Here is a 19,910-nt window from a genome sequence, read left to right on the forward strand (position 1 = left end):
TCGCCGAGGCGCTTGTTGACGTCGCACAGCTCGTTGCGAAGGCGAATGTAGGACAGGGCGAACGTCGTGAAGCCCGCCCAGGGGTCCGGATCGGCCATCCCCTCGTCGCCCTTGGCGACGATCTCCCCCAGCACCTCGCTGAGGACCGCCTCCAGCAGGGCCTCGGGTGAGCCGACCCTGCGGTAGAACGTGCCGATGCCCACACCGGCACGGCGCGCGATCTCGTGGGCGGTGATCTCGCCGCCCTCGGCGGCGGCCTGACGGGCGGCGACGACGAGGCGCTCCACGTTGCGCCGGGCGTCGGCGCGCGGGCGTCGGCCGGAGCCGTCGTCCAGGAGCCGGTCCACCGCGAGTGCTGTTGCCGTCATGCCGCCAGCCTAGCGACAAGTGGACCAATCCGGTCCGATTTAAGTGGACAGGTTGAGTCCGATTGTACTAGCGTCCGGATCTGGACAGAAAGTGTCCATTTAGCTTCGGGAACGCGAGGTCGATCATGCCCAGGATTCCGTCAGGCCCGATGAAGATCACCGCGCTGGCCGCCGGGTTCGTCATGGCCAGCCTGGACACCACCGTCATGCAGGTCGCCGGGCCCACGATCCAGGAACGCCTGCACGCCTCCCTCTCCCAGCTCACCTGGGCCGTGGACGGCTACGTCCTCACCTTCGCCGCCCTGCTGATGCTGGCCGGCGGCCTGGCGAACCGGGTGGGCGCGAGACGGGTCTACCTGTGGGGCATGGGAATCTTCGGGGTCGCGTCGCTGGCCTCCGCGGCGGCACCGGGTATCGAGGTGCTGATCGCGGCGCGGCTCCTGCAGGGGGCCGGGGCGGCGCTGTTCATGCCGAGCTCCCTCGCGCTCCTGGTGCGGGCCTTCCCGGACGCGCGCGAACGCACCAAGGTGCTGGGCGTCTGGTCGGCGATCGTCTCCTCGTCCATGGCGCTCGGCCCGACGGTCGGCGGCATCATGGTCGGCGCGTTCGGCTGGCCGAGCATCTTCCTGATCAACCTGCCGATCGGCATCGCGGGCATGCTCCTGACCCGCCGGTACATCGCCCGGACAGAGGGCGACGCCCGGCCGCTGGCGGCTCCCGGGCACGCCGCCGTGATCGTCGGGCTGGCGGGCATCAGCTTCGCGCTGATCGAGGGGCCGCAGCTCGGCTGGGACGCGGCCCCGGTGATCGGCGCCGTCGGCGCCGCCGCGATCGCCGCCGTCGTGCTCATCGGCCGCGAGCGCCGCACCGACAACCAGGTGATGCCCTGGGCGCTGTTCCGCGGCGCCCGCTTCGCCGGCGCCAACGCCGTGGGCTTCCTGTTCAACGCCGCCTTCTACGGGTCACTGTTCATGCTCGGCCTGTACGTCCAGCACGCCCGTGGCGCGACCCCGCTCCAGGCCGGGCTGGAGATCCTGCCTCTGACCCTCTTCATCCCGGTCAGCAACATCGTCTTCGCCCGCGTCTCCGGGCGCATCGCGGCCGGTCCGCTGCTGGCCGGCTCCTTCCTGGTCGCGGGAGCGGCCTCGCTGGCCCTGGTCGCGCTGTCGCCCTCCACCCCGTACTGGGCACTGGCCGTCGCCCTCGGCCTGACCGGCATCGCGGGCGGCTTCATCGCCCCCGCCTTGACGGCGGCCACGGTGAACGCGGCGGGCACCCGCCACGCCAACACCGCCGGTTCGGTCCTCAACGCCAACAGGCAGATCGGCTCCCTGCTCGGCATCGCCTCCATCGGCGCCGTCCTGGCCGTCACCCCCGGCTGGACCGCCGGAGCGTCCCTGTCGTTCCTCCTGGTCGGCGCCGCCTACATCGCCGCAGCCCTGATCGCCTGGCGCCTCATCCACCTGCCCGAACGCCGGGAACCCACCGCCGCGGCCACTCCCGCCGCGGCCGGTCCCGCCCCCGAGCCCCAGCCCCGCCCCGCCGGGGAGGCGTCCTGGCCGGCCCGGTCACACGCGTAGCTCGACCCGCTCCCCGCCGACCTCCGACGGCCGGTCTCCGCCGACCTCCGACACCGGCACGGGCTGCTTGCCCCCGGCCGGGGTGAAGGTGCGGGATTCGCCTACCGCGAGGTCCCACAGGTCGTCGCGGGCCAGGCCGTGAGCCTCCCACTCCTGACGCGCCCGCTCGATCGGCGCCAGCAGCGGCTCACTCGACAGGACGAACGTCCCCCAGTGCATGGTGGCCATCCGCCGGGCCCCCACGTCCAGGCAGCCGCGCACGGCCTCCGCCGGGTCGACGTGGGCGGCCTTGGCGAACCAGTGCGGGTCGTACCCGCCCACCGGCATGAGGGCCAGGTCGAGCCCCGGGTAGCGCTCGCCGATCTGTGCCAGCCGCTCGCCGTACCCGGTGTCGCCGGCGAAGTAGACGGAGCCGCCGATCACCCACCCGCCCCACAGCGTCCGGCAGGTGTCGAAGACGCCGCGCCGGCTCCAGTGGTGGGCCGGGACGAAGTCGAGCGTGACGCCGCCGACGGTGGCGGACTCCCACCAGTCGAGCTCGGTCACGTCGGTGAAGCCGCGCCGGTCGAACCAGGGCTTCAGCCGGGCGGGGACGAACATCGGCGTGTTCCTCGGCAGCCTGCGCATCGTGGGGGCGTCCAGATGGTCGTAGTGGTTGTGACTGATCACGACGGCGTCGATCTTCGGCAGGTCGCTCCAGGCCACCCCCGGAGGCGTGAGGCGTCCCCGCACGCCGGGGATCTTGCGCGACCACACCGGGTCCGTCAGGATCGTCAAGCCGTGGACCTGCACCACGAACGTCGAGTGGCCCACCCACGTCACCATGGTCTCGCCGTCGGCCGGGCGGGGCAGGCCGCCCTCGCGGCGCACCGGGATGAGGTCGGCGTCGCCGACATCGGGGCGCAGACCTCCGTTCCAGGTGACGCTCAGCAGCTCCCGGTATTCGGGGAGGGGGGCGGTGAGTCGGTCCTTGAAGCTGTCCGGCCACTTTCGCGGAGGTACGGGGGAACTCGTCATGATCCGCTCCTGCCCTGGGTGACGGATCAGTCACGTAAGCCGCTTCTCACCTGCGCGCCCGCGGGTCCGGCGGTGCTCGCGTTCAGGGCACGGGCGGGCGTCTGCGCCAGCGTGGGGGCGCGTGCGGGTAGCCGCCGTCGTCGAGCCCCGCCAGGCGCTCGAACACGTTGTACGACGCCTGATGCCCGCACACGACCACCGAGACCAGCATGGAGACCACGTACAGCGGCAGCATGGGCAGTCCCGCGCACCAGGCCCACTGGGTGGCGTGCCGCCCCTCGTGCAGGACGAGCCGCTCGTCGAGCTCGGGCCTTCGGGTGAGGACGACGTTGCCCACGGTGAACGCGCCCGCGATGGGGAAGCGGTAGCGGTAGCCGTGGGCGAGGATGAGCCCGTTGGGTCCGGGCTGTCTGGAGGCTCCGCCGATGACGGAGATGAGCAGACCGAGCGGAGTGGAGAGATTGACATAGTTCGCCACCCGCCGGAACCGATAGCGCCCGTTCATACGTCTCAGTCTTGACCAATCTTGACAAGTCGGAATAATGATCTGAGTCCTGAAATCTCCCCTGAGAGCAGGATCATGAGATTGACGACCCTGGGCGCGCTGCTGGGTGCGCTGGCCTTGGCCGGCGCCGGCGGCATCGCCATCACGCAGACTTCAGCGACCGATCCCCTGGGCTTATCCGACCCTCCTCTCCGCGTGGTGGTGGCGTCCACCGCCACGCCCACTCCCTCGTCGTCCTCGACGCCCACAGTCGGGACGTACACCGCGAAGACGAAGGTCGTCAAGAAGGACGGCGTTTCCCATCTGAACGTCTCCATCGCGTACGACGGCGCGGCCCGCTTCACCGTCAGGCAGAAGGTGTGCAGAGGCAAGTCCTGCAGGACGGCCACCACCGAGCTGCCCGTGACCACCGGCGCCGGGCAGGTCACCAAGAAGCTCGGCAAGGGCACGTACAAGGTACGGGGCAAGCCGAAGGTGAAGGCCAAGGCCCTGCCGTGGCCCACGCGGACCGTGACGGCCACTCCCACGGCGGCCCCCGCGGAGACGGTGACGGTCACCGCCACTCCGGAGCCCGCCGGCACCGTCACGATCACGGCGACGGAGACCGCCACCGAGCAGGTCACGACGACTGTCACGGCCCCGGCCGAGACGGTCACCCAGACCGCGCCCGCCGAGACGGTGACGGCCACGGTGACGTTCACGTGCCGGCCGTCCACGGAGACGCCCGTGCCGGAGGTGCCGTCGGAGGGCGTATCCACGTCCGCCACGCCACCGGCCGACACGCCACCGGCCGACACGGTCTCGCCCACGGACACGGGCGGACCGACGGACACGCCCACCGAAACGCTCACGCCCACCGACACGGGCGCGGTCCCGGCGGAGCCCGTCCCCGCCTGCCCACCGGCCACGGAGCCCCCCGCGGAGCCTCCGTCCGTGTCGCCCACGCCGGAAACCACACCGCAGGCGGCCACGACGACCGCCCCGCCCACCCAGGCGCCGCCGCGGTGAACCCTTCCCCATGACCACCACCCCGGAGGACCCGGCCCTTGATACCGGCACCGGCTACTCCGGGGTGGGTTCGGGGTGTCCCGAGAGACATCCCCCGGCCAAGGACCGCCACGGTGGCGGCTCACGTCGCGCGCGTAGCGGCGCCCGGCCCCGCACGCCGGAGGAGCGTGCCCCTGGACGGACGCCCGCCACGTGCGGCGACCGGGCCATCCCGTGCTCTGCCGTAAAAGCTGGGCTGTAAGAGCTCTGCCGCGGGCAGAAGGAAAGAGACGTCAGGAGAAAGAGCTGTACCGGCCGTCGTGGTACAGAAGGGGGGCGCCGTCGGAAGGGCTGCCGAGATGGGTCACGGCGCCGACGATGATCGAGTGGTCGCCGCCCGGATGGACCGCCGACGTCGTCGCCTCCAGTGTCGCGATCGCCCCGTCGAACAGCGCCACCCCCGCCGGCGACCGGTGGTGCGGCCAGCGGGCGAGCTGGCCGTCGAGCGCACGGCCGCGGTGGGCGAAGAAGCGTGAGGCGTCCTCCATGGACGCCGGGAGCACCGACACCCCCCACACCCCCGCCTCCAGCACCGCCGCGTGGAAGCGGGCCACCTTCTCGGCGCAGAAGAGCACCAGCAGGGGGTCCAGCGACACGGACGTGAACGAGTTGACGGTCATCGCGTGATCCACCTCGCCGACGCGGGTCGTGACGACCGCGACTCCGGTGGCGAACCTCCCGACGACCTTCCGGTACGTCTGCCGGTCCACGTGCCGCTTGAGGGAATCATGGTGCACGGATGTACTTTACGTTGGGTTTCGCGGCACCTGCCCGCGCAGCAGCCACGAGCCGCGCGACGACGCAGGCGACAGCAGGAAGGCGGCCACCACCGCGACCATGCCCCCGTACAGGTAGACATAGCCGGCGGCGCCCCCCGAGATGACCAGATCGCCCTGGGAGAGCGGGAACGAGAACGGCATCGACACCAGCAGCCAGCCCGCGGCCGTCACCGCCGCACCGGCCCGGGACCGCAGCATCCTGCCCGCCCCCAGGCACACGGCGAACAGCACCAGCAGCCAGCCGATCGCCGCGACCGGAACGGGGCCGGCGTGCCAGGCGGCCTGCGTGAACCCGCCGACGACACCCATGACCACCCCCAGCACGAACAGCATGCCGTAGGCCGCGCCTCCCAGCGCCGACTCGCCCTGGCCGCGTCGCTCCGTGTCGAAGCCGCGTTCCTCCATGGGTGATGAGGTTAGTGGATCCCGGCGAACAGGTCGTTCTCGCGGTTGTGGGGCTCCCCGAGGCCGCCCGCCTCGGCCGGGGCGCCCGGCAGCGCGGGCCCCGGCACCCCGATGGCCAGCACGAAGTGCTCGACCCCGAGCGCCTCCTGCCCGATCCCGTTCGACAGCGCGAACCACGGCTCCCGCACCGTGACCTGCGTCTCGTGGGCCCGCAGGGCCGCCAGCTTGGCCCCCACCCACGGCCGCGCGTCGATCTCCGTGGTGATCGCCTCGTCGGGGCTGCCGAACGGCACGTCGTCCACGTCCTCGGCGATGAAGCCCGAGCGCGTCTCGCGCAGCGCCTCGGCCGTGCGCCGCATCACGGACCTGGCCGCGGCCGTGTGGTACAGCTTGGCGATCTGCCACGGCTCGCCCTCCCCGAACCCCGCGTCCGCGGCCAGCGCGAACGCCCGCCACGACACCCGGTGCGCCTGGATGTGGTCGGGGTGCCCGTAGAAGCCGTTGGCGTCGTACGTCACGAGCACCTGGGGCCGCACCTCGCGGATGACCTTGACCAGCTCCCCGGCGGCCTCGTCCAGGTCGGCCTGCCAGAACGCGGTGGGACGGTCGTTCGAGGCGACGCCCATCATCCCCGAGTCGCGCCAGCGTCCCGGACCGCCGAGGAAGCGGTGGTCGTGCACCCCCAGCGCCGCGCACGCCGCGGCCAGCTCGCCGATCCGGTGCGGCCCGAGCGCGTCGTCGCGGTCGGCGGCCAGGTGCGCGAGGTGGCCGGGGATGACCTCGCCCTCCTCGCCGAGCGTGCAGGTCACGAGCGTGACGTGGACGCCCTCGGCCACGTAGCGGGCCATGGTGGCGCCGGTGCCGATCGACTCGTCGTCGGGGTGAGCGTGAACGAGCAGCAGCCGTCGATCGGTCATGACTCAGAGCGTAACCAACAGCCGCCTCCTGGCAGGATTGGGCCCATGAGTGAGAGCTTCCCGCGTCTGTCGGCCAGGACCCGCCGGTTCACCCTCGGGGTGCCCAGGGGCTTCACGATCTCCCCCGACGGCTCCAGGGTGGTGTTCCTGCGGACGAAGGCCGGCACCGACCCGGTCACCTGCCTGTGGGAGCTCGACACCGAGACCCACGTCGAGCGGCTGGTCGTCGACCCGCGTGCCCTTGACGCCGACGAGGGCGACCTCCCGCCCGAGGAGCGCGCCCGGCGCGAGCGCAGCCGTGAGCAGGCGGGCGGCGTGGTCGCCTACAGCACCGACGCCGCGGTGACGGCCGCCGTGTTCGCCCTGGCGGGCGGCCTGTACGTGACGGAGCTGGCGAGCGGCCGGTCGCGCCGCCTGGACGCGCCGGGCTCGGTGATCGACCCGCGCCTGTCCCCTGACGGCCGGCACGTCGCGTACGTGTCCGAGGGCGCGCTGCGCGTCCAGGACCTCGCCTCGGGCGAGGACCGCGCGCTGGCGACGCCGGAGTCCCCCACCGTGACCTACGGGCTGGCGGAGTTCATCGCGGCCGAGGAGATGGACCGGATGCGCGGCCACTGGTGGTCGCCCGGCGGCGACGCGCTCCTGGTGGAGCGGGCCGACGAGGCTCCGGTCCGCACCTGGTACATCGCCGACCCGGCCAACCCCGACCGGACTCCGACGGCCCAGCGCTACCCGGCCGCCGGCACGCCCAACGCGGTCACCGAGCTGTTCGTGCTCGGGCTCGACGGCTCGCGGGTGGCGGTGCCGTTCGAGGACGAGTACCTGACCACGGCCGCCTGGGACTCCCACGCGCTGTCGATCGTGACGATGCCGCGCCACCAGAAGGCGCTGCGGCTGTTCGAGGTGGATCCGGCGACGGGCGCCTCGACGCTGGTGCGCGAGGACACGGACCCCGCCTGGGTGGACATCGTCAACGGCGTGCCGGCCCACCTGGACGACGGCTCGCTGGTGTGGGTGGCCTCCGCCGACGGCGGCCACCGCCTGTTCGTCGGCGACCGCGCGGTCACGCCGCCCACGCTGCAGGTGCGGGCCGTGCTCGACGTCGACCACGACAGCGTGCTGTTCAGCGCCAGCGGCGACCCGACCGAGATCCAGCTCTGGACGTGGGACGGCCACTCGCTGCTGCCGGTCTCGACCCGTTCCGGGGTGTTCTCGGGGCGGATGGCCGGCGGCGTCGGCGTGCTCACCGAGCAGAGCCTCGACGCGGAGGGCGTGTCCACGACGGTCGTGCGCCGCGACGGCATGGCCATCCCGATCCCGTCCGTGGCCGAGCGCCCCGGCCTGGACCTGCGGGTCTCGCTCGGCCGTTCCGGCCGCCGCGAGCTGGCCACCGCCGTGGTGCTGCCCTCCTGGCACGAGCCGGGCTCGGGGCGGCTGCCCGTCCTCATGGACCCGTACGGCGGGCCGCACGCCCAGCGCGTGCTCAACCGGCGGGGCGGCTACCTGGAGAGCCAGTGGTTCGCCGAGCAGGGGTTCGCGGTCATCGTGGCCGACGGCCGCGGCACGCCCGGCAGGGGGCCGGCGTTCGAGCGCGAGGTGCTCGACGACCTGGCGACCCCGGCCCTGGAGGACCAGATCGACGCGCTGCACGGCGTGGCCCAGCAGTACCCCGACGACCTCGACCTCGGGCGGGTGGCGATCCGCGGCTGGTCGTTCGGCGGCTACCTGGCGGCGCTGGCGGTGCTGCGCCGGCCGGACGTGTTCCACGCGGCCGTCGCGGGGGCGCCGGTGACCGACTGGCGGCTGTACGACACCTGCTACACCGAGCGCTACCTGGGCCACCCGGACGAGCAGCCGGACGTGTACGACAACTCCTCGCTGTTCGGCGACGCGGCCAAGCTGGAGCGGCCCCTGCTGCTCGTGCACGGCCTGGCCGACGACAACGTGGTGGCCGCCCATACGCTGCGCCTGTCGTCCGCGCTGCTCGCGGCGGGCCGCCAGCACACCGTGCTGCCGCTGTCGGGCGTCACCCACATGACGCCGCAGGAGGTCGTCGCGGAGAACCTGCTGCTGCTCCAGGTCGACTTCCTGAAGCGCGCGCTGGGCGACTGACACCGGCCCCGGCACCGGAGGACAGAAGGTGGCCGCGATCCTTCCTAGGGTCACGGCCATGTCTTCACCGACCTCTTCTCACGCGAGCGTGCCCGCGCCCGTCCCCTTTCACATCGACGTCCCCGAGGCCGAGCTCGACGAGCTGCGGCGCCGGCTGGACGCCACCCGCTGGCCCGCCGACCTGCCCGGCACCGGCTGGACCCGCGGCACCCCCGTGGACCACGCGAAGGAACTGGCCGCCTACTGGCGGTCGGAGTTCGACTGGCGCGCCCAGGAGCGGCGGCTCAACGCGCTGCCGCAGTTCACGACCGTCCTCGACGGCCAGAGCGTGCACTTCGCCCACGTCCGCTCGGACGATCCCGGCGCGCTGCCGCTCGTGCTGCTCCACGGCTGGCCGATGTCCTTCGTGGAGTTCCTGGAGGTGGTCGAGCCGTTGCGCAAGGACTTCCACCTGGTGATCCCCTCGATCCCCGGGTTCGCGTTCTCGTCGCCGCTCGCCGAGCCGGGCTGGACCGCCGGCCGCGTCGCCGGGGCGCTCACGCGGCTGATGGAGATCCTCGGCTACGACCGGTACGGCGTGCACGGCGGGGACACCGGCGCGTTCGTCGCCCCGGAGATGGGCCGCCTGGCCCCCGGACGGGTCACCGGCGTCCACCTCACCGGCATCCTGTCGTTCCCGGCGGGCGACGAGGAGGAGGACGCCCGGCTGACGGACGTGGAGCGCGAGCGGGCCGCCGCGCTGGACGAGGCGACCGCCGGGTACGTCGCGATCCAGTCGCGCTCGCCGCAGACTCTCGCGTACGGCCTGACCGACTCCCCGGCCGCGCAGCTCGCCTGGATCGCGGAGATGTTCCATCGCTGGGCGGGCGGCCCGGTGGACCGCGACCTGTTCCTCGCCAACGTCACCCTCTACTGGCTGACGGGCACGGCCGGCTCGGCGGCGCAGATCTACTACGAGCAGGTCAACGAGCCGGCGGGCTGGGAGCCCCGCCCGCGCGGCACCGTCCCCACGGGCGTGCTGCTGGCGGGGACGAACGAGTACGGCATCCGGCCGTACGCCGAGCGCGACCACGCGATCGTGCGCTGGTCGCAGCAGGACACCGGCGGCCACTTCCTCGCCCTGGAGGAGCCGGGGGTGTTCGCCGAGGGCGTCCGGGCGTTCTTCCGCGCCCTGACCTGAGCCGGACGCCGATCGGGCCCGCGACGACGCCGGCCGCCCTGAGACCCGGCGTTGATCGCGGTCAGATACCGGCCGCGATCAGTGGCAGAGTCGTCGTGTGCTGGAGACCTCAGCCCGGCTGCTCCGCCTGCTGGGCCTGCTGCAGGGACGCGCCTACTGGCCCGGGGCGGAGCTCGCCGGGCGGCTCGGGATCAGCCCGCGGACGCTGCGGCGTGACGTCGGCAAGCTGCGCCGGCTCGGCTACCCCATCGACGCGGTGGGCGGAGTGGGCGGCGGCTACCAGATGGGCAGCGGCGGCGCCCTGCCGCCGCTGCTGCTCGACGACGAGGAGGCGGTGGCCGTGGCGGTGGCGCTGGGCACGGCCGCGGGCGGCGCGATCACCGGCGTCGCCGAGACGTCCGTGCGCGCCCTGGCCAAGCTGGACCAGGTCCTCCCCTCGCGGCTGCGCCATCAGGTGGGGACGCTCGGCGCCGCGATGGTGACCATGCCGGCCGCCGGTCCCACGGTGGACCCCGCGACGCTGATCGCCATCGCCGCGGCGGTGCGCGACCGGGAGCGGCTGCGGTTCGGGTACGTCGCGCACGAGGGCGAGGAGAGCGTGCGCGACGCCGAGCCGTACCGGCTGCTGGTCAGCGGCGGCCGGCGGTGGTACCTGCTCGGCTGGGACACGACTCGGCACGACTGGCGCACGTACCGGGTGGACCGCATGTCCCTTCGGGTGCCGAACGGCCCTCGCTTCGTGCCGCGCCCGCTGCCCGACGAGGACGTGGCGCGCTACCTCGCCCTGTCCACGGCCACCCGGCCGCACCGCTATCAGGCGGTCGTGACCATGTGCGCACCGGCGGTGGAGGTGGCCGGCGCGGTGCCGGTCACGCTCGGCGTGGTGGAGCCGCTCGACGAGCGCACGTGTGTGCTGCGGATCGGCTCCGACAGCCTCGACCACCTGGCGGTGTGGGTGGCCACGTTCGGGTTCGAGTTCGACGTGCGGGAGCCTCCGGAGCTGCTGGAGCGCCTGCGCACCCTCACGGGGCGCCTCCAGCGCGCTGCCTGGCCGTCGCACCGGCCACGCGAAGACGAATGACGCGCCAAGACGGATGAGGAGCTCGATGGACGTCCTTTCCCGGCGAGCCCTCAACAGGGCCACGCTGGAGCGCCAGCTCCTGCTGGCGCGTACCGGCGCGCCGGCGCTGGAGGTGGTCGAGCGGCTGGCCGGCCTCCAGGCCCAGGACCCCGACCCGCCGTACGTCGGCCTGTGGAGTCGTGTCACGGGCTTCCGGCACGACGACCTGACGACGCTGCTGTACGAGCGCCGGGTCGTGCGGGCGACCCTGTACCGGGGCACCCAGCACCTCGTGAGCGCGGCCGACTACCGGTGGCTGCGTCCGCTGCTGGAACCGATGCTGGAGCGGTGGCGCAGGGGCGCGTTCGGCCGGGCGACGCCGGGCGTGGACCCCGCCGAGCTGGCCGCGACCGCGCGGGGGCTGCTCTCCGGCGGCGTTCTGACCCGGCCGGAGCTGGGCAGGGCGCTGGCCGAGCGGTGGCCGGGGGCGGATCCCGTCGCGCTGGCCCGCTCGGTGCAGGGGCTGCTGCCGGTCGTGCACCCGCCGCCCGACGGGACCTGGGGGCGGCGCGGGCCGACGCCGTTCACGCTGGCGGACGACTGGCTCGGCGCCCCGCCGGCCACGACCGCGCACGCGACCCGCGACGGGGCCGCGGACGGGGCCGCTGGCGGGGCTGTGGACAGGGCGCGCGAGCTGCTGCTGCGCTACCTCGCGGCCTTCGGCCCGGCCACGGTCAAGGACGCGCAGGCGTGGAGCGGGCTGACCCGGCTGCGGGCGGTCGCCGACGAGCTGCGGCCCCGGCTGGCGGTGTTCCGGGACGAGGAGGGCGCCGAGCTGCTCGACCTGCCGGAGGCGCCCCGGCCCGACCCGGACACCCCCGCCCCGGTCCGGTTCCTGGCCGCGCTCGACAACGTGGTGCTGGGCCACGCCGACCGGCGGCGGCTGATGACCGATGAGGGCCGCCGGCACATCGGGGTGTACCCGGCGCTGCTGGTGGACGGGTTCGTGCGCGGGCTGTGGGAGATCCGGCGGGCGAAGGGGACGGCGACGCTGGAGGTCCGCCTCTTCACGCCTGTGACGGGTGCGGAGGAGGCCGCCGTCGCCGAGGAGGGCGAGCGCCTGCTCCGCTTCGCCGCCGCCGACGCGCCGACGCAGTACCTCCGCCTCCGGCCCATGGACTGAGGCGGGCCTCAGCCGCTCGTGCGGGCCGGGGCGCCGTGCCAGCTGCTCCACAGCGCCGCGTACGAGCCGCCCGCCGCCACCAGCTCCTCGTGCGGGCCCAGCTCGGTGATCCGCCCGTCCTCCACCACCGCGACCCGGTCCGCGTCGTGCGCCGTGTAGAGGCGGTGCGCGATCGCGATGACCGTGCGCCCGTCCAGCACCGCCGCGAGCGAGCGCTCCAGGTGCCGGGCGGCGCGCGGGTCGATCAGCGAGGTGGCCTCGTCGAGGACCAGCGTGTGCGGGTCGGCCAGCACGAGCCGGGCCAGCGCGAGCTGCTGCGCGTGCGCCGGCGAGACGGCCGCCCCGCCGGAGCCCACGACCGTGTCCAAGCCGTCCGGCAGGGCGAGGAGCCAGTCCAGCGCCTCCACGGCCGCGAGCGCGTCGCGCACGGCCTCGTCGTCGGCCTCCGGCCGGGCGATGAGCAGGTTGTCGCGGATCGTGCCCTTGAACACGTGGTGCTCCTGCGTGACCAGCGCGACGTGCCCGCGCAGGTCGTCCAGCGGCAGCTCCACCAGCGGGACGCCGCCCACCGACACGGTGCCCTCGCGCGGGCCGTGGATGCCGGCCAGCAGCCTGCCCAGCGTGGACTTGCCCGCGCCCGACGGCCCCACCATGGCCAGCCGCTCGCCGGGCCGTACGGTGAGGGACACACCGTGCAGCACGTCGCGCCCCTGCCGGTAGGCGTAGCGGACGTCGTCGGCCTCGATCAGCTCGCCGGAGGGCCGCGCGCCGGAGGGGGCGCGGTCGTCGCGCACCTCCGCGACGCCGAGCAGCCGGGCCATGGCCGCCCCGCCGACCTGGAGCTCGTCGATCCACATGAGGAACCGGTCGAGCGGGTCGATGAGCTGCTGGGCGTACAGGGTGGCGGCGGTGACCTGGGCCAGCGTGACCCAGCCGTCGATGTAGAACAGGCCGCCGACGAGCAGCGTGGACACGACGGGAACGACGTAGCCCAGCTCCACGGCCGGGAACCAGACCGTGCGCAGGCCCAGCGTGTAGCGCTCGGCCGCGAAGGAGCGGGCGATGTCGCGGTCGGTCCGCTCCCGCCGGCGCCCCTGGAGGCCGAGCGCCTCGACGGCCCTGGCGCCCTGCACGGTCTCGGCCAGGCCCTCGGTCATGTCGGCGTAGGCGGCGTTCTCGCGCAGATAGCCGTCGCGGGCCCGCCCGAGGTACCAGCGGGTGGCGAACCACAGCAGCGGGGCGGCCACCAGCATCGGCAGCATGAGCAGCGGTCCGACCAGGATGAGCGCGCCCATGGTGATCGCGAACGTGACGACCGCGATCAGCGTCTCCGGCACGGCGTGCCGCACGGTCCTGGACAACGAGTCGACGTCGCGGGACGTGCGCGTGATCAGGTCGCCGGAGCCGGCCCGCTCGACCGTGGACAGGGGCAGGGCGAGCACCCGCTCGACGAACTCCTCACGCAGCTCGGCCAGGACCTTCTCGCCGAGCCGGGCCGAGGCCAGCACCGCGAAGCGGACCAGCACGCCCTGGAGCAGCAGGAAGGCGCCGATGCCGCCCGCGACGAGCACGACGTTGACGCCGGCCCCCTTCTCGACGTCCTGGACCAGCCGGCCGAGCTGCCACGGCACGGCCAGCCCGGCGACGGCGGCCAGCCCGTGCAGGGCGAGGGCGGTGGCCAGCCGGCGCGGGTACCTCAGTGTCAGCCGCCGGGCGTAGGCGCGCACCCGCGCCTGGTCGGCGACCGGCAGGATCTCGCGGGCCATCGTCAGTCCTCCCCTCGGGTCACGGTGGCGGCGTAGCTGGGCGAGGACTCCAGGAGCTCCCGGTGGGTGCCCTCGGCGAGCACCCTGCCGTCCTCGACGTAGATCACGTGGTCGGTGCGGTCGAGCACCAGCGGGCTGGTGGTGCACACCAGCGTCGTACGGCCGGCGCGCGCCCGGGTCAGCCGGTCGGCGATGCGGGCCTCGCTGTGGGCGTCCACGGCGCTGGTCGGCTCGACCAGGATGAGCACCTCCGGGTCGGCGACCAGGGCGCGGGCCAGCCGCAGCCGCTGCTGCTGGCCGCCGGAGAACTCCCGGCCGCCCTCGGTCACGGACGCCTCCAGCCCGTCGGGCAGCGCCTCCACGATGTCCTCGGCGCAGGCCGCCCGCAGCGCCCGCCGTACGACGTCGTCGGAGGCGTGGCCGCGGACGTCCAGCTCGTCGCGGAGCCGGCCCGTGAACAGGCGGGCGCCGTTGTCGGCGACCAGGATGCGGGAGCGGACCTCGCCGATCGGCAGGGCGGCCAGCTCGGCCTCGCCGAAGGTGACGTCGCCGCCGGTGTAGCGGCCGAGCCGGTCGGCGATGGCGATCGCGTCCTCGGGCGCGGCGGCGGCCACGGCGGTGAACGTGCCCGGCTGGAGGGTGACGCCGCTGAACGTGTCGCGCAGCACGCCGCCCCCGCTGGTCCCGGTGCCGCCGGACACCTCCGGCTCCATCGACAGGATCCGCACCACCCGGCGGGCGGCCACGTGGCCCTTGGTGAGCTTGTCCGCGGCCTCGGTGAGCGTGCGCATGGGGCCGATCAGGAAGACCGCGTAACCGTAGAAGGCGACGAGCTGGCCGGTGGAGATCTCCCCGTCGAGCGCGAACGAGGCGCCGACGCCGGTGACGGCCGCGATGAGCAGGCCGGGCAGCAGGATCTGCGCGCCTTCCAGCAGCGACTCGACCCGGGAGACGGCGACCCCGGCGTGGCGGACGCGCTGCGACTCCTCGCGGTAGCGCTCGGCGAACACCCGCTCACCGCCGATGCCGCGCAGCACCCGCAGGCCGGCCACGATGTCGGCGGCCCTGGTGGACAGGTCGCCGGACAGGTCGCGCTGGGCCTTCTGCCGGCTGTGCAGCGGCCGTAACAGCGGCCCGACGGCCACGGCCATGATCGGCACGCCGACGAGCACCATGAGCCCCAGCGGCAGCGAGGTCGAGATGAGGATCACGGTCACGGTGACGATCGCCACGATCGAGCCGGTGCCCCGCAGCAGGATGTCCATCGAGTTGCCGATGTGCGCGATGTCGGAGTTGCCGACGCTGACGACCTCGCCCGTCGAGACCCGCTTGGGCAGCGTGGCGCCGAGCCGGGCGGCCTGGCGGGCGGTCACCTGGACCGTCCGGTACGCGGCGGCCAGCCAGTTGTAGACGGCCAGCCGGTGCCGCATGATCCCGGTGTACGCCTGGACCAGGCCGAGCCCCAGCAGGGCGAGCGACCAGAGCACCAGCGACCGGGCGTCCTTGGCGGTGACGGCGTCGACGCCCTTCCCGAGCACGGCCGGCACGAGGGCCTGCACGAGCCACCAGACGGTCGCGAAGCCGATGCCGCCCAGCAGGGACGGCAACTGGCGGCGCGCGTTCCACCACAGGTAGCGGAGCGGGCCGCGGACGTCGGGCGTGCCGGGATCGGCTTCAGGAAGGGAGCGCATGGCCAGTCAAGGTTGACAAACGGTTCGACGCGCGGCAAACCATTTTCACTCTGTGGAACGTTTCTCCCTGGGCCGTCATAGTCAACCCGAGCCGGCCGGTGCGCCCGGCGTGGCGGTAGGCCAGAATCGGTCTCTGTGAGGCACGGGTACACCAACAGCACGGTGGGCGACGGCGCGCTCGTCGTGAAGTGTTACGAGGGCCCCGAGGCGGAGGTCCGGCTGCGCACGGAGAGCAGGTTCCTGCGCCGGTTGAGGGGCCGTCTGCCGGTGCCGCGCGTCCACAAGATCACGCCGACGAGCGTGACGACCCGTTTCGTGCCCGGGGAGCACGGCCAGGACCTGCTGGACGACGGCCGGGCCGCCGAGGTGCTGGCCGCCTGCGGGCGGGCGCTGGCGGGCATCCACCGGCTGGGGATCGTCCACGGCGACTACGGCCCGCAGAACATGCTGTTCGACCCGGTGACGTTCGAGCCGGTGGCGATCCTCGACTGGGAGTGGGCGCATCCGGGTCCGCCGGTCGAGGACCTGTCGTGGTGCGAGTGGATCGTCCGCACGCACCATCCGGAGCACGTGCCGCTGCTGCCGCGCTTCTTCGAGGCGTACCGCCGGGAGGGCGGCCCGGAGGTGCCGTCGTGGGGCGACCGGCACGCGGCGATGCTGAGCCGCTGCCGCGACCTGCTGGACTTCACGGCCCGCTGGGAGCCGGGAGGCGGCGGCGAGAAGCTCTGGCGGGACCGCCTCGACACGACCTCCGCCTGGACGGCCTGACCGCCCGCCGGTTCTCCCTGGCCGAACAGGGTCATGCGCGCCACGTCGACGGGTTCGACGTGGCGCGCGGGTGACTACTTCGAGTTGGCCTGGAGGTAGTCGCTGTTCATCTGGGCGATCGTGTCCAGCGGGATGCCCTTGGGGCACACCGCGGTGCACTCGCCGGTGTTGGTGCAGCCGCCGAAGCCCTCCGCGTCCATCTGGTCCACCATGGCCTTGGCGCGGGTCAGGCGCTCCGGCTGGCCCTGGGGCAGCAGGCTCAGGTGGGTGATCTTGGCGGCGGTGAAGAGGGAGGCGGAGCCGTTCGGGCAGGCCGCGACACAGGCGCCGCAGCCGATGCAGGTGGCCGCGTCGAAGGCGTCGTCGGCGTCCTCCTTGCGGACAGGCACGCTGTGGGCGTCCGGGGCCGAGCCGGCCGGCACCGAGACGAAGCCGCCCGCCTGGATGATCCGGTCGAACGCCGACCGGTCCACGACGAGGTCCTTCACGACCGGGAACGGCGCGGCCCGCCACGGCTCGATGGTGACGGTGGCGCCGTCCTCGAAGTGCCGCATGTGGAGCTGGCAGGTCGTGGTGGCCCGCTGCTCGCCGTGCGCGACGCCGTTGATGACCATGCCGCACATGCCGCAGATGCCCTCGCGGCAGTCGTGGTCGAAGGCGACCGGGTCGTCGCCCTCCAGGATCAGCCGCTCGTTGAGGACGTCCAGCATCTCCAGGAACGACATGTCAGGCGAGACGTCCTCGACCTTGTACGTCACCATGCGCCCGGCGTCGGAGGGGCCGCTCTGCCGCCAGACCTTCAGTGTCAGGTTCACTTGTAGCTCCGCTGGGTCATCTTGACGTACTCGTACTCGAGCGGTTCCTTGTGCAGCACCGGCGCGCCGTCCGGGGAGTGCTCCCACGCCGACACGTGCGCGAAGTGCTCGTCGTCGCGCAGCGCCTCGCCGTCGGCGTCCTGCGACTCGGCCCGGAAGTGGCCGCCGCACGACTCGGTCCGCACCAGGGCGTCCAGGCACATGAGCTCGGCCAGGTCGAAGAAGTCGGCGACGCGGCCGGCCTTCTCCAGCACCTGGTTGAGCTCCTCGGGAGTGCCGCTGACCTTGACGTTCTCCCAGAACTCCCGGCGCAGCTCGGGGATGCGCTCCAGGGCCTTGCGCAGCGACTCCTCGGTGCGCTCCATGCCGCAGTAGTCCCACATGAGCTTGCCCAGCTCGCGGTGGAAGGAGTCGGGAGTGCGGTTGCCGTTGACCGACATCAGGCGCTCGATCTTGGACCGGACCTTGACCTCGGCCTCGGCCACGGCCTCCTCGTCGACCTCGCCGAACGGGCCGGCCGCCAGGTAGTCGCCGATGGTCGTGGGCAGCACGAAGTAGCCGTCCGCCAGGCCCTGCATCAGCGCGGAGGCGCCGAGGCGGTTGGCGCCGTGGTCGGAGAAGTTCGCCTCACCGATCACGAACAGGCCGGGGATCGTGGACTGCAGGTCGTAGTCCACCCACAGGCCGCCCATTGTGTAGTGGACCGCCGGGTAGATGCGCATCGGCGTGTCGTACGGGTTCTCGCCGGTGATGCGCTCGTACATCTCGAACAGGTTGCCGTACTTCTTCTCCACGGCGTCGCGGCCGAGCCGGTTGATGGCGTCACGGAAGTCGAGGTACACGCCGAGGCCGCCGGGGCCGACGCCGCGGCCCTCGTCGCAGACGTTCTTGGCGGCGCGGGAGGCGATGTCGCGGGGCACGAGGTTGCCGAACGCCGGGTAGATGCGCTCCAGGTAGTAGTCGCGCTCGTCCTCGGGGATGTCGCCGGGCACGCGGTCGTCGCCCTTGCGCAGCGGCACCCACACGCGGCCGTCGTTGCGCAGCGACTCCGACATCAGCGTCAGCTTCGACTGGTACTCGCCGGACACCGGGATGCAGGTCGGGTGGATCTGCGTGTAGCAGGGGTTGGCGAAGTACGCGCCGCGCTCGTGGGCCCGCCAGATGGCCGTGGTGTTGCAGCCCTTGGCGTTGGTGGACAGGAAGAACACGTTGCCGTAGCCGCCGGTGGCCAGCACGACCGCGTCGGCGACGTGCCGCTCGATCTCGCCGGTCACCATGTCGCGCACGATGACGCCGCGGGCCCGCCCGTCGGCGACGATCAGGTCGAGCATCTCGTGGCGGGTGAACATCTCCACGGTCCCGGCCGCCACCTGCCGCTCCAGCGCCTGGTAGGCGCCGAGCAGGAGTTGCTGGCCCGTCTGGCCGCGGGCGTAGAAGGTACGGGAGACCTGGGCGCCGCCGAACGACCGGGTGTCGAGCAGGCCGCCGTACTCGCGGGCGAACGGGACGCCCTGGGCCACGGCCTGGTCGATGATGTTCACCGAGACCTGGGCCAGGCGGTAGACGTTCGACTCGCGGGCGCGGAAGTCGCCGCCCTTCACGGTGTCGTAGAACAGCCGGTAGATGGAGTCGCCGTCGCCCCGGTAGTTCTTGGCGGCGTTGATGCCGCCCTGGGCGGCGATGGAGTGGGCGCGCCGGGGCGAGTCCTGGTAGCAGAACGACTTGACGTTGTAGCCCAGCTCGCCGAGCGTCGCGGCGGCCGAGCCGCCGGCCAGGCCGGTGCCGACCACGATGATGTTGAGCTTGCGCTTGTTGGCCGGGTTGACGAGCTTGGCCGAGAACTTGCGCTTCTCCCACCGCTCCTCGATGGGGCCCTCGGGCGCCTTGGTGTCCCGGATCTCCGGACCCTCTACGTAGTTCACTTGACGACTCCGAAGGTGATGGCGAGCGGCGGGGCGAGGAAGCCGACGACGAGGACGGCGGACACGACGGAGGCGGTGGCGCGCAGCGCGCGGTAGCGGGCGCGGTTGGCCCAGCCGAGCGTCTGGAAGGCGCTCCAGATGCCGTGCCGCAGGTGCAGGCCCACCATGACGACGGCCACGAGGTAGATCAGCGTCACCCACCAGCGCGACGCCGCGAACCCGGCGATCATCCGGTCGGCCGGGGCGGAGTCGAAGCCCTTGGGGTTGACCACGCCGAAGGTCAGGTCCAGCAGGTGCCAGACGAGGAAGAGCAGGATCGTGAGGCCGCCGAACCGCATGATGTGCGTGGCGTAGCCACCGGCCTGCGACTTCTTGGCGACGTACTTCACCGGCCGCGCGCGGTGCGCCCGTCTCGCGAGAGAGATCGCGGCCCACATGTGCAGGACCACGGACACGACGAGGCCGATCTCGAGGATCGTCAGCACCGTCCGGTACGGGGCGATGGGCTCCAGCAGCGTGCGCAGCGCGTCGGCGTAGTCGTTGAACGACTCGCGCCCCAAGAAGATCTTGAGGTTGCCCAGCATGTGGAGGATGAGGAAGGAGACCATCACGGCGCCGGTGACCGCCATGACGACCTTCTTGCCGTTGGAGGAGGCCAGGAACCTCTGCGGCCTCCGGGCGGCGGGCTTCTTCGCCGGTGGAGCGGACTTGGGGGAGCTAACAGGCGCGGTGGCGGCGCCGCGCTCTATCGTGGCAGTCACGTTTTCTGACGCTAGGTATCCAGCGATGATCCGT

The 19,910-nt window shown here is 72.9% G+C and carries 18 protein-coding genes; 7 read left to right on the forward strand and 11 right to left on the reverse strand.

The features are described 5' to 3' along the window. Positions 1-368 (reverse strand): TetR/AcrR family transcriptional regulator (locus tag ABZS51_RS33355; protein WP_355449521.1); only part of this gene is annotated, 368 nt, incomplete at its 3' end. 149 nt (positions 369-517) lie between these two features. On the opposite strand from ABZS51_RS33355, the gene ABZS51_RS33360 reads away from it, so the two are divergent. After that, on the forward strand, positions 518-1,948 hold the full coding sequence (locus ABZS51_RS33360; RefSeq protein ID WP_355449524.1) for an MFS transporter: 1,431 nt from the start codon (positions 518-520) through the stop codon (positions 1,946-1,948). Here the strand turns inward: ABZS51_RS33360 and ABZS51_RS33365 are convergent. Then, positions 1,937-2,965: an MBL fold metallo-hydrolase gene (locus ABZS51_RS33365; protein ID WP_355449527.1), complete on the reverse strand. Its 1,029-nt coding sequence runs from the start codon at positions 2,963-2,965 to the stop codon at positions 1,937-1,939. The genes ABZS51_RS33360 and ABZS51_RS33365 overlap by 12 nt on opposite strands. A gap of 82 nt (positions 2,966-3,047) precedes the next feature. Further along, on the reverse strand, positions 3,048-3,470 hold the full coding sequence (locus ABZS51_RS33370; RefSeq protein ID WP_355449530.1) for a hypothetical protein: 423 nt from the start codon (positions 3,468-3,470) through the stop codon (positions 3,048-3,050). Between the two features lie 75 nt (positions 3,471-3,545). Here ABZS51_RS33370 and ABZS51_RS33375 point away from each other — a divergent pair, with 75 nt between their 5' ends. Next, positions 3,546-4,478: a hypothetical protein gene (locus ABZS51_RS33375; protein WP_355449533.1), complete on the forward strand. Its 933-nt coding sequence runs from the start codon at positions 3,546-3,548 to the stop codon at positions 4,476-4,478. 272 nt (positions 4,479-4,750) lie between these two features. Here the strand turns inward: ABZS51_RS33375 and ABZS51_RS33380 are convergent, their stop codons facing one another. Genes ABZS51_RS33380 through mshB form a run of 3 tightly spaced genes read right to left on the reverse strand, consistent with a single transcriptional unit; the run spans position 4,751 to position 6,618 of the window. After that, on the reverse strand, positions 4,751-5,254 hold the full coding sequence (locus ABZS51_RS33380; protein ID WP_355449536.1) for a flavin reductase family protein: 504 nt from the start codon (positions 5,252-5,254) through the stop codon (positions 4,751-4,753). 9 nt (positions 5,255-5,263) lie between these two features. Further along, on the reverse strand, positions 5,264-5,701 hold the full coding sequence (locus ABZS51_RS33385) for a DUF6113 family protein (RefSeq protein ID WP_355449539.1): 438 nt from the start codon (positions 5,699-5,701) through the stop codon (positions 5,264-5,266). Positions 5,702-5,712: 11 nt separating this feature from the next. Then, a complete protein-coding gene (gene mshB, locus ABZS51_RS33390) occupies positions 5,713-6,618 on the reverse strand; it encodes an N-acetyl-1-D-myo-inositol-2-amino-2-deoxy-alpha-D-glucopyranoside deacetylase (protein ID WP_310712854.1) in 906 nt (301 codons plus the stop codon). A 45-nt stretch (positions 6,619-6,663) separates the two neighbouring features. On the opposite strand from mshB, the gene ABZS51_RS33395 reads away from it, so the two are divergent. The 4 genes from ABZS51_RS33395 to ABZS51_RS33410 all read left to right on the forward strand — a co-directional run bounded on the left by ABZS51_RS33395 (position 6,664) and on the right by ABZS51_RS33410 (position 12,153). Then, positions 6,664-8,730: a prolyl oligopeptidase family serine peptidase gene (locus tag ABZS51_RS33395; RefSeq protein ID WP_355449542.1), complete on the forward strand. Its 2,067-nt coding sequence runs from the start codon at positions 6,664-6,666 to the stop codon at positions 8,728-8,730. Positions 8,731-8,788: 58 nt separating this feature from the next. Further along, a complete protein-coding gene (locus tag ABZS51_RS33400; protein WP_355449545.1) occupies positions 8,789-9,910 on the forward strand; it encodes an epoxide hydrolase family protein in 1,122 nt (373 codons plus the stop codon). A 97-nt stretch (positions 9,911-10,007) separates the two neighbouring features. Continuing rightward, on the forward strand, positions 10,008-10,991 hold the full coding sequence (locus tag ABZS51_RS33405) for a WYL domain-containing protein (protein ID WP_355449548.1): 984 nt from the start codon (positions 10,008-10,010) through the stop codon (positions 10,989-10,991). Positions 10,992-11,016: 25 nt separating this feature from the next. Then, positions 11,017-12,153 (forward strand): winged helix DNA-binding domain-containing protein, encoded by a 1,137-nt coding sequence (locus tag ABZS51_RS33410; protein ID WP_355449549.1) that lies wholly within the window; start codon positions 11,017-11,019, stop codon positions 12,151-12,153. 8 nt (positions 12,154-12,161) lie between these two features. Here ABZS51_RS33410 and ABZS51_RS33415 read toward each other — a convergent pair whose 3' ends face one another. After that, the gene (locus ABZS51_RS33415; RefSeq protein ID WP_355449552.1) at positions 12,162-13,919 is read right to left on the reverse strand and encodes an ABC transporter ATP-binding protein; all 1,758 of its coding nucleotides are present in this window, start codon (positions 13,917-13,919) and stop codon (positions 12,162-12,164) included. Between the two features lie 2 nt (positions 13,920-13,921). After that, a complete protein-coding gene (locus tag ABZS51_RS33420) occupies positions 13,922-15,610 on the reverse strand; it encodes an ABC transporter ATP-binding protein (RefSeq protein WP_355449555.1) in 1,689 nt (562 codons plus the stop codon). A 135-nt stretch (positions 15,611-15,745) separates the two neighbouring features. Between ABZS51_RS33420 and ABZS51_RS33425 the strand changes: the two genes are divergently transcribed. Beyond that, on the forward strand, positions 15,746-16,378 hold the full coding sequence (locus ABZS51_RS33425; RefSeq protein ID WP_355449558.1) for a phosphotransferase: 633 nt from the start codon (positions 15,746-15,748) through the stop codon (positions 16,376-16,378). 74 nt (positions 16,379-16,452) lie between these two features. On the opposite strand, the gene ABZS51_RS33430 is transcribed toward ABZS51_RS33425, so the two are convergent. Genes ABZS51_RS33430 through ABZS51_RS33440 form a run of 3 tightly spaced genes read right to left on the reverse strand, consistent with a single transcriptional unit; the run spans position 16,453 to position 19,876 of the window. After that, a complete protein-coding gene (locus ABZS51_RS33430; protein ID WP_355449561.1) occupies positions 16,453-17,193 on the reverse strand; it encodes a succinate dehydrogenase/fumarate reductase iron-sulfur subunit in 741 nt (246 codons plus the stop codon). Beyond that, entirely contained in the window at positions 17,190-19,115 is a 1,926-nt protein-coding gene (locus ABZS51_RS33435; protein WP_355449564.1) for a fumarate reductase/succinate dehydrogenase flavoprotein subunit, read from the reverse strand. Before ABZS51_RS33435 ends, ABZS51_RS33430 begins: the two co-directional genes overlap by 4 nt. Next, the gene (locus ABZS51_RS33440; protein WP_355449566.1) at positions 19,112-19,876 is read right to left on the reverse strand and encodes a succinate dehydrogenase cytochrome b subunit; all 765 of its coding nucleotides are present in this window, start codon (positions 19,874-19,876) and stop codon (positions 19,112-19,114) included. The genes ABZS51_RS33435 and ABZS51_RS33440 overlap by 4 nt, the downstream gene beginning before the upstream one ends. Between the last annotated feature and the right edge of the window lie 34 nt (positions 19,877-19,910).

The organism is Nonomuraea sp. NPDC005501 (assembly GCF_040605905.1).
GTDB lineage: Bacteria > Actinomycetota > Actinomycetes > Streptosporangiales > Streptosporangiaceae > Nonomuraea.

Coding starts and splice junctions, on each gene's coding strand:
- ABZS51_RS33360 (WP_355449524.1), top strand. CDS start 518: ATGAAGATCACCGCGCTGGCCGCCGGGTTCGTCATGGCCAGCCTGGAC.
- ABZS51_RS33365 (WP_355449527.1), bottom strand. CDS start 2,965: ATGACGAGTTCCCCCGTACCTCCGCGAAAGTGGCCGGACAGCTTCAAG.
- ABZS51_RS33370 (WP_355449530.1), bottom strand. CDS start 3,470: ATGAACGGGCGCTATCGGTTCCGGCGGGTGGCGAACTATGTCAATCTC.
- ABZS51_RS33375 (WP_355449533.1), top strand. CDS start 3,546: ATGAGATTGACGACCCTGGGCGCGCTGCTGGGTGCGCTGGCCTTGGCC.
- ABZS51_RS33385 (WP_355449539.1), bottom strand. CDS start 5,701: ATGGAGGAACGCGGCTTCGACACGGAGCGACGCGGCCAGGGCGAGTCG.
- mshB (WP_310712854.1), bottom strand. CDS start 6,618: ATGACCGATCGACGGCTGCTGCTCGTTCACGCTCACCCCGACGACGAG.
- ABZS51_RS33395 (WP_355449542.1), top strand. CDS start 6,664: ATGAGTGAGAGCTTCCCGCGTCTGTCGGCCAGGACCCGCCGGTTCACC.
- ABZS51_RS33400 (WP_355449545.1), top strand. CDS start 8,789: ATGTCTTCACCGACCTCTTCTCACGCGAGCGTGCCCGCGCCCGTCCCC.
- ABZS51_RS33410 (WP_355449549.1), top strand. CDS start 11,017: ATGGACGTCCTTTCCCGGCGAGCCCTCAACAGGGCCACGCTGGAGCGC.
- ABZS51_RS33415 (WP_355449552.1), bottom strand. CDS start 13,919: ATGGCCCGCGAGATCCTGCCGGTCGCCGACCAGGCGCGGGTGCGCGCC.
- ABZS51_RS33420 (WP_355449555.1), bottom strand. CDS start 15,610: ATGCGCTCCCTTCCTGAAGCCGATCCCGGCACGCCCGACGTCCGCGGC.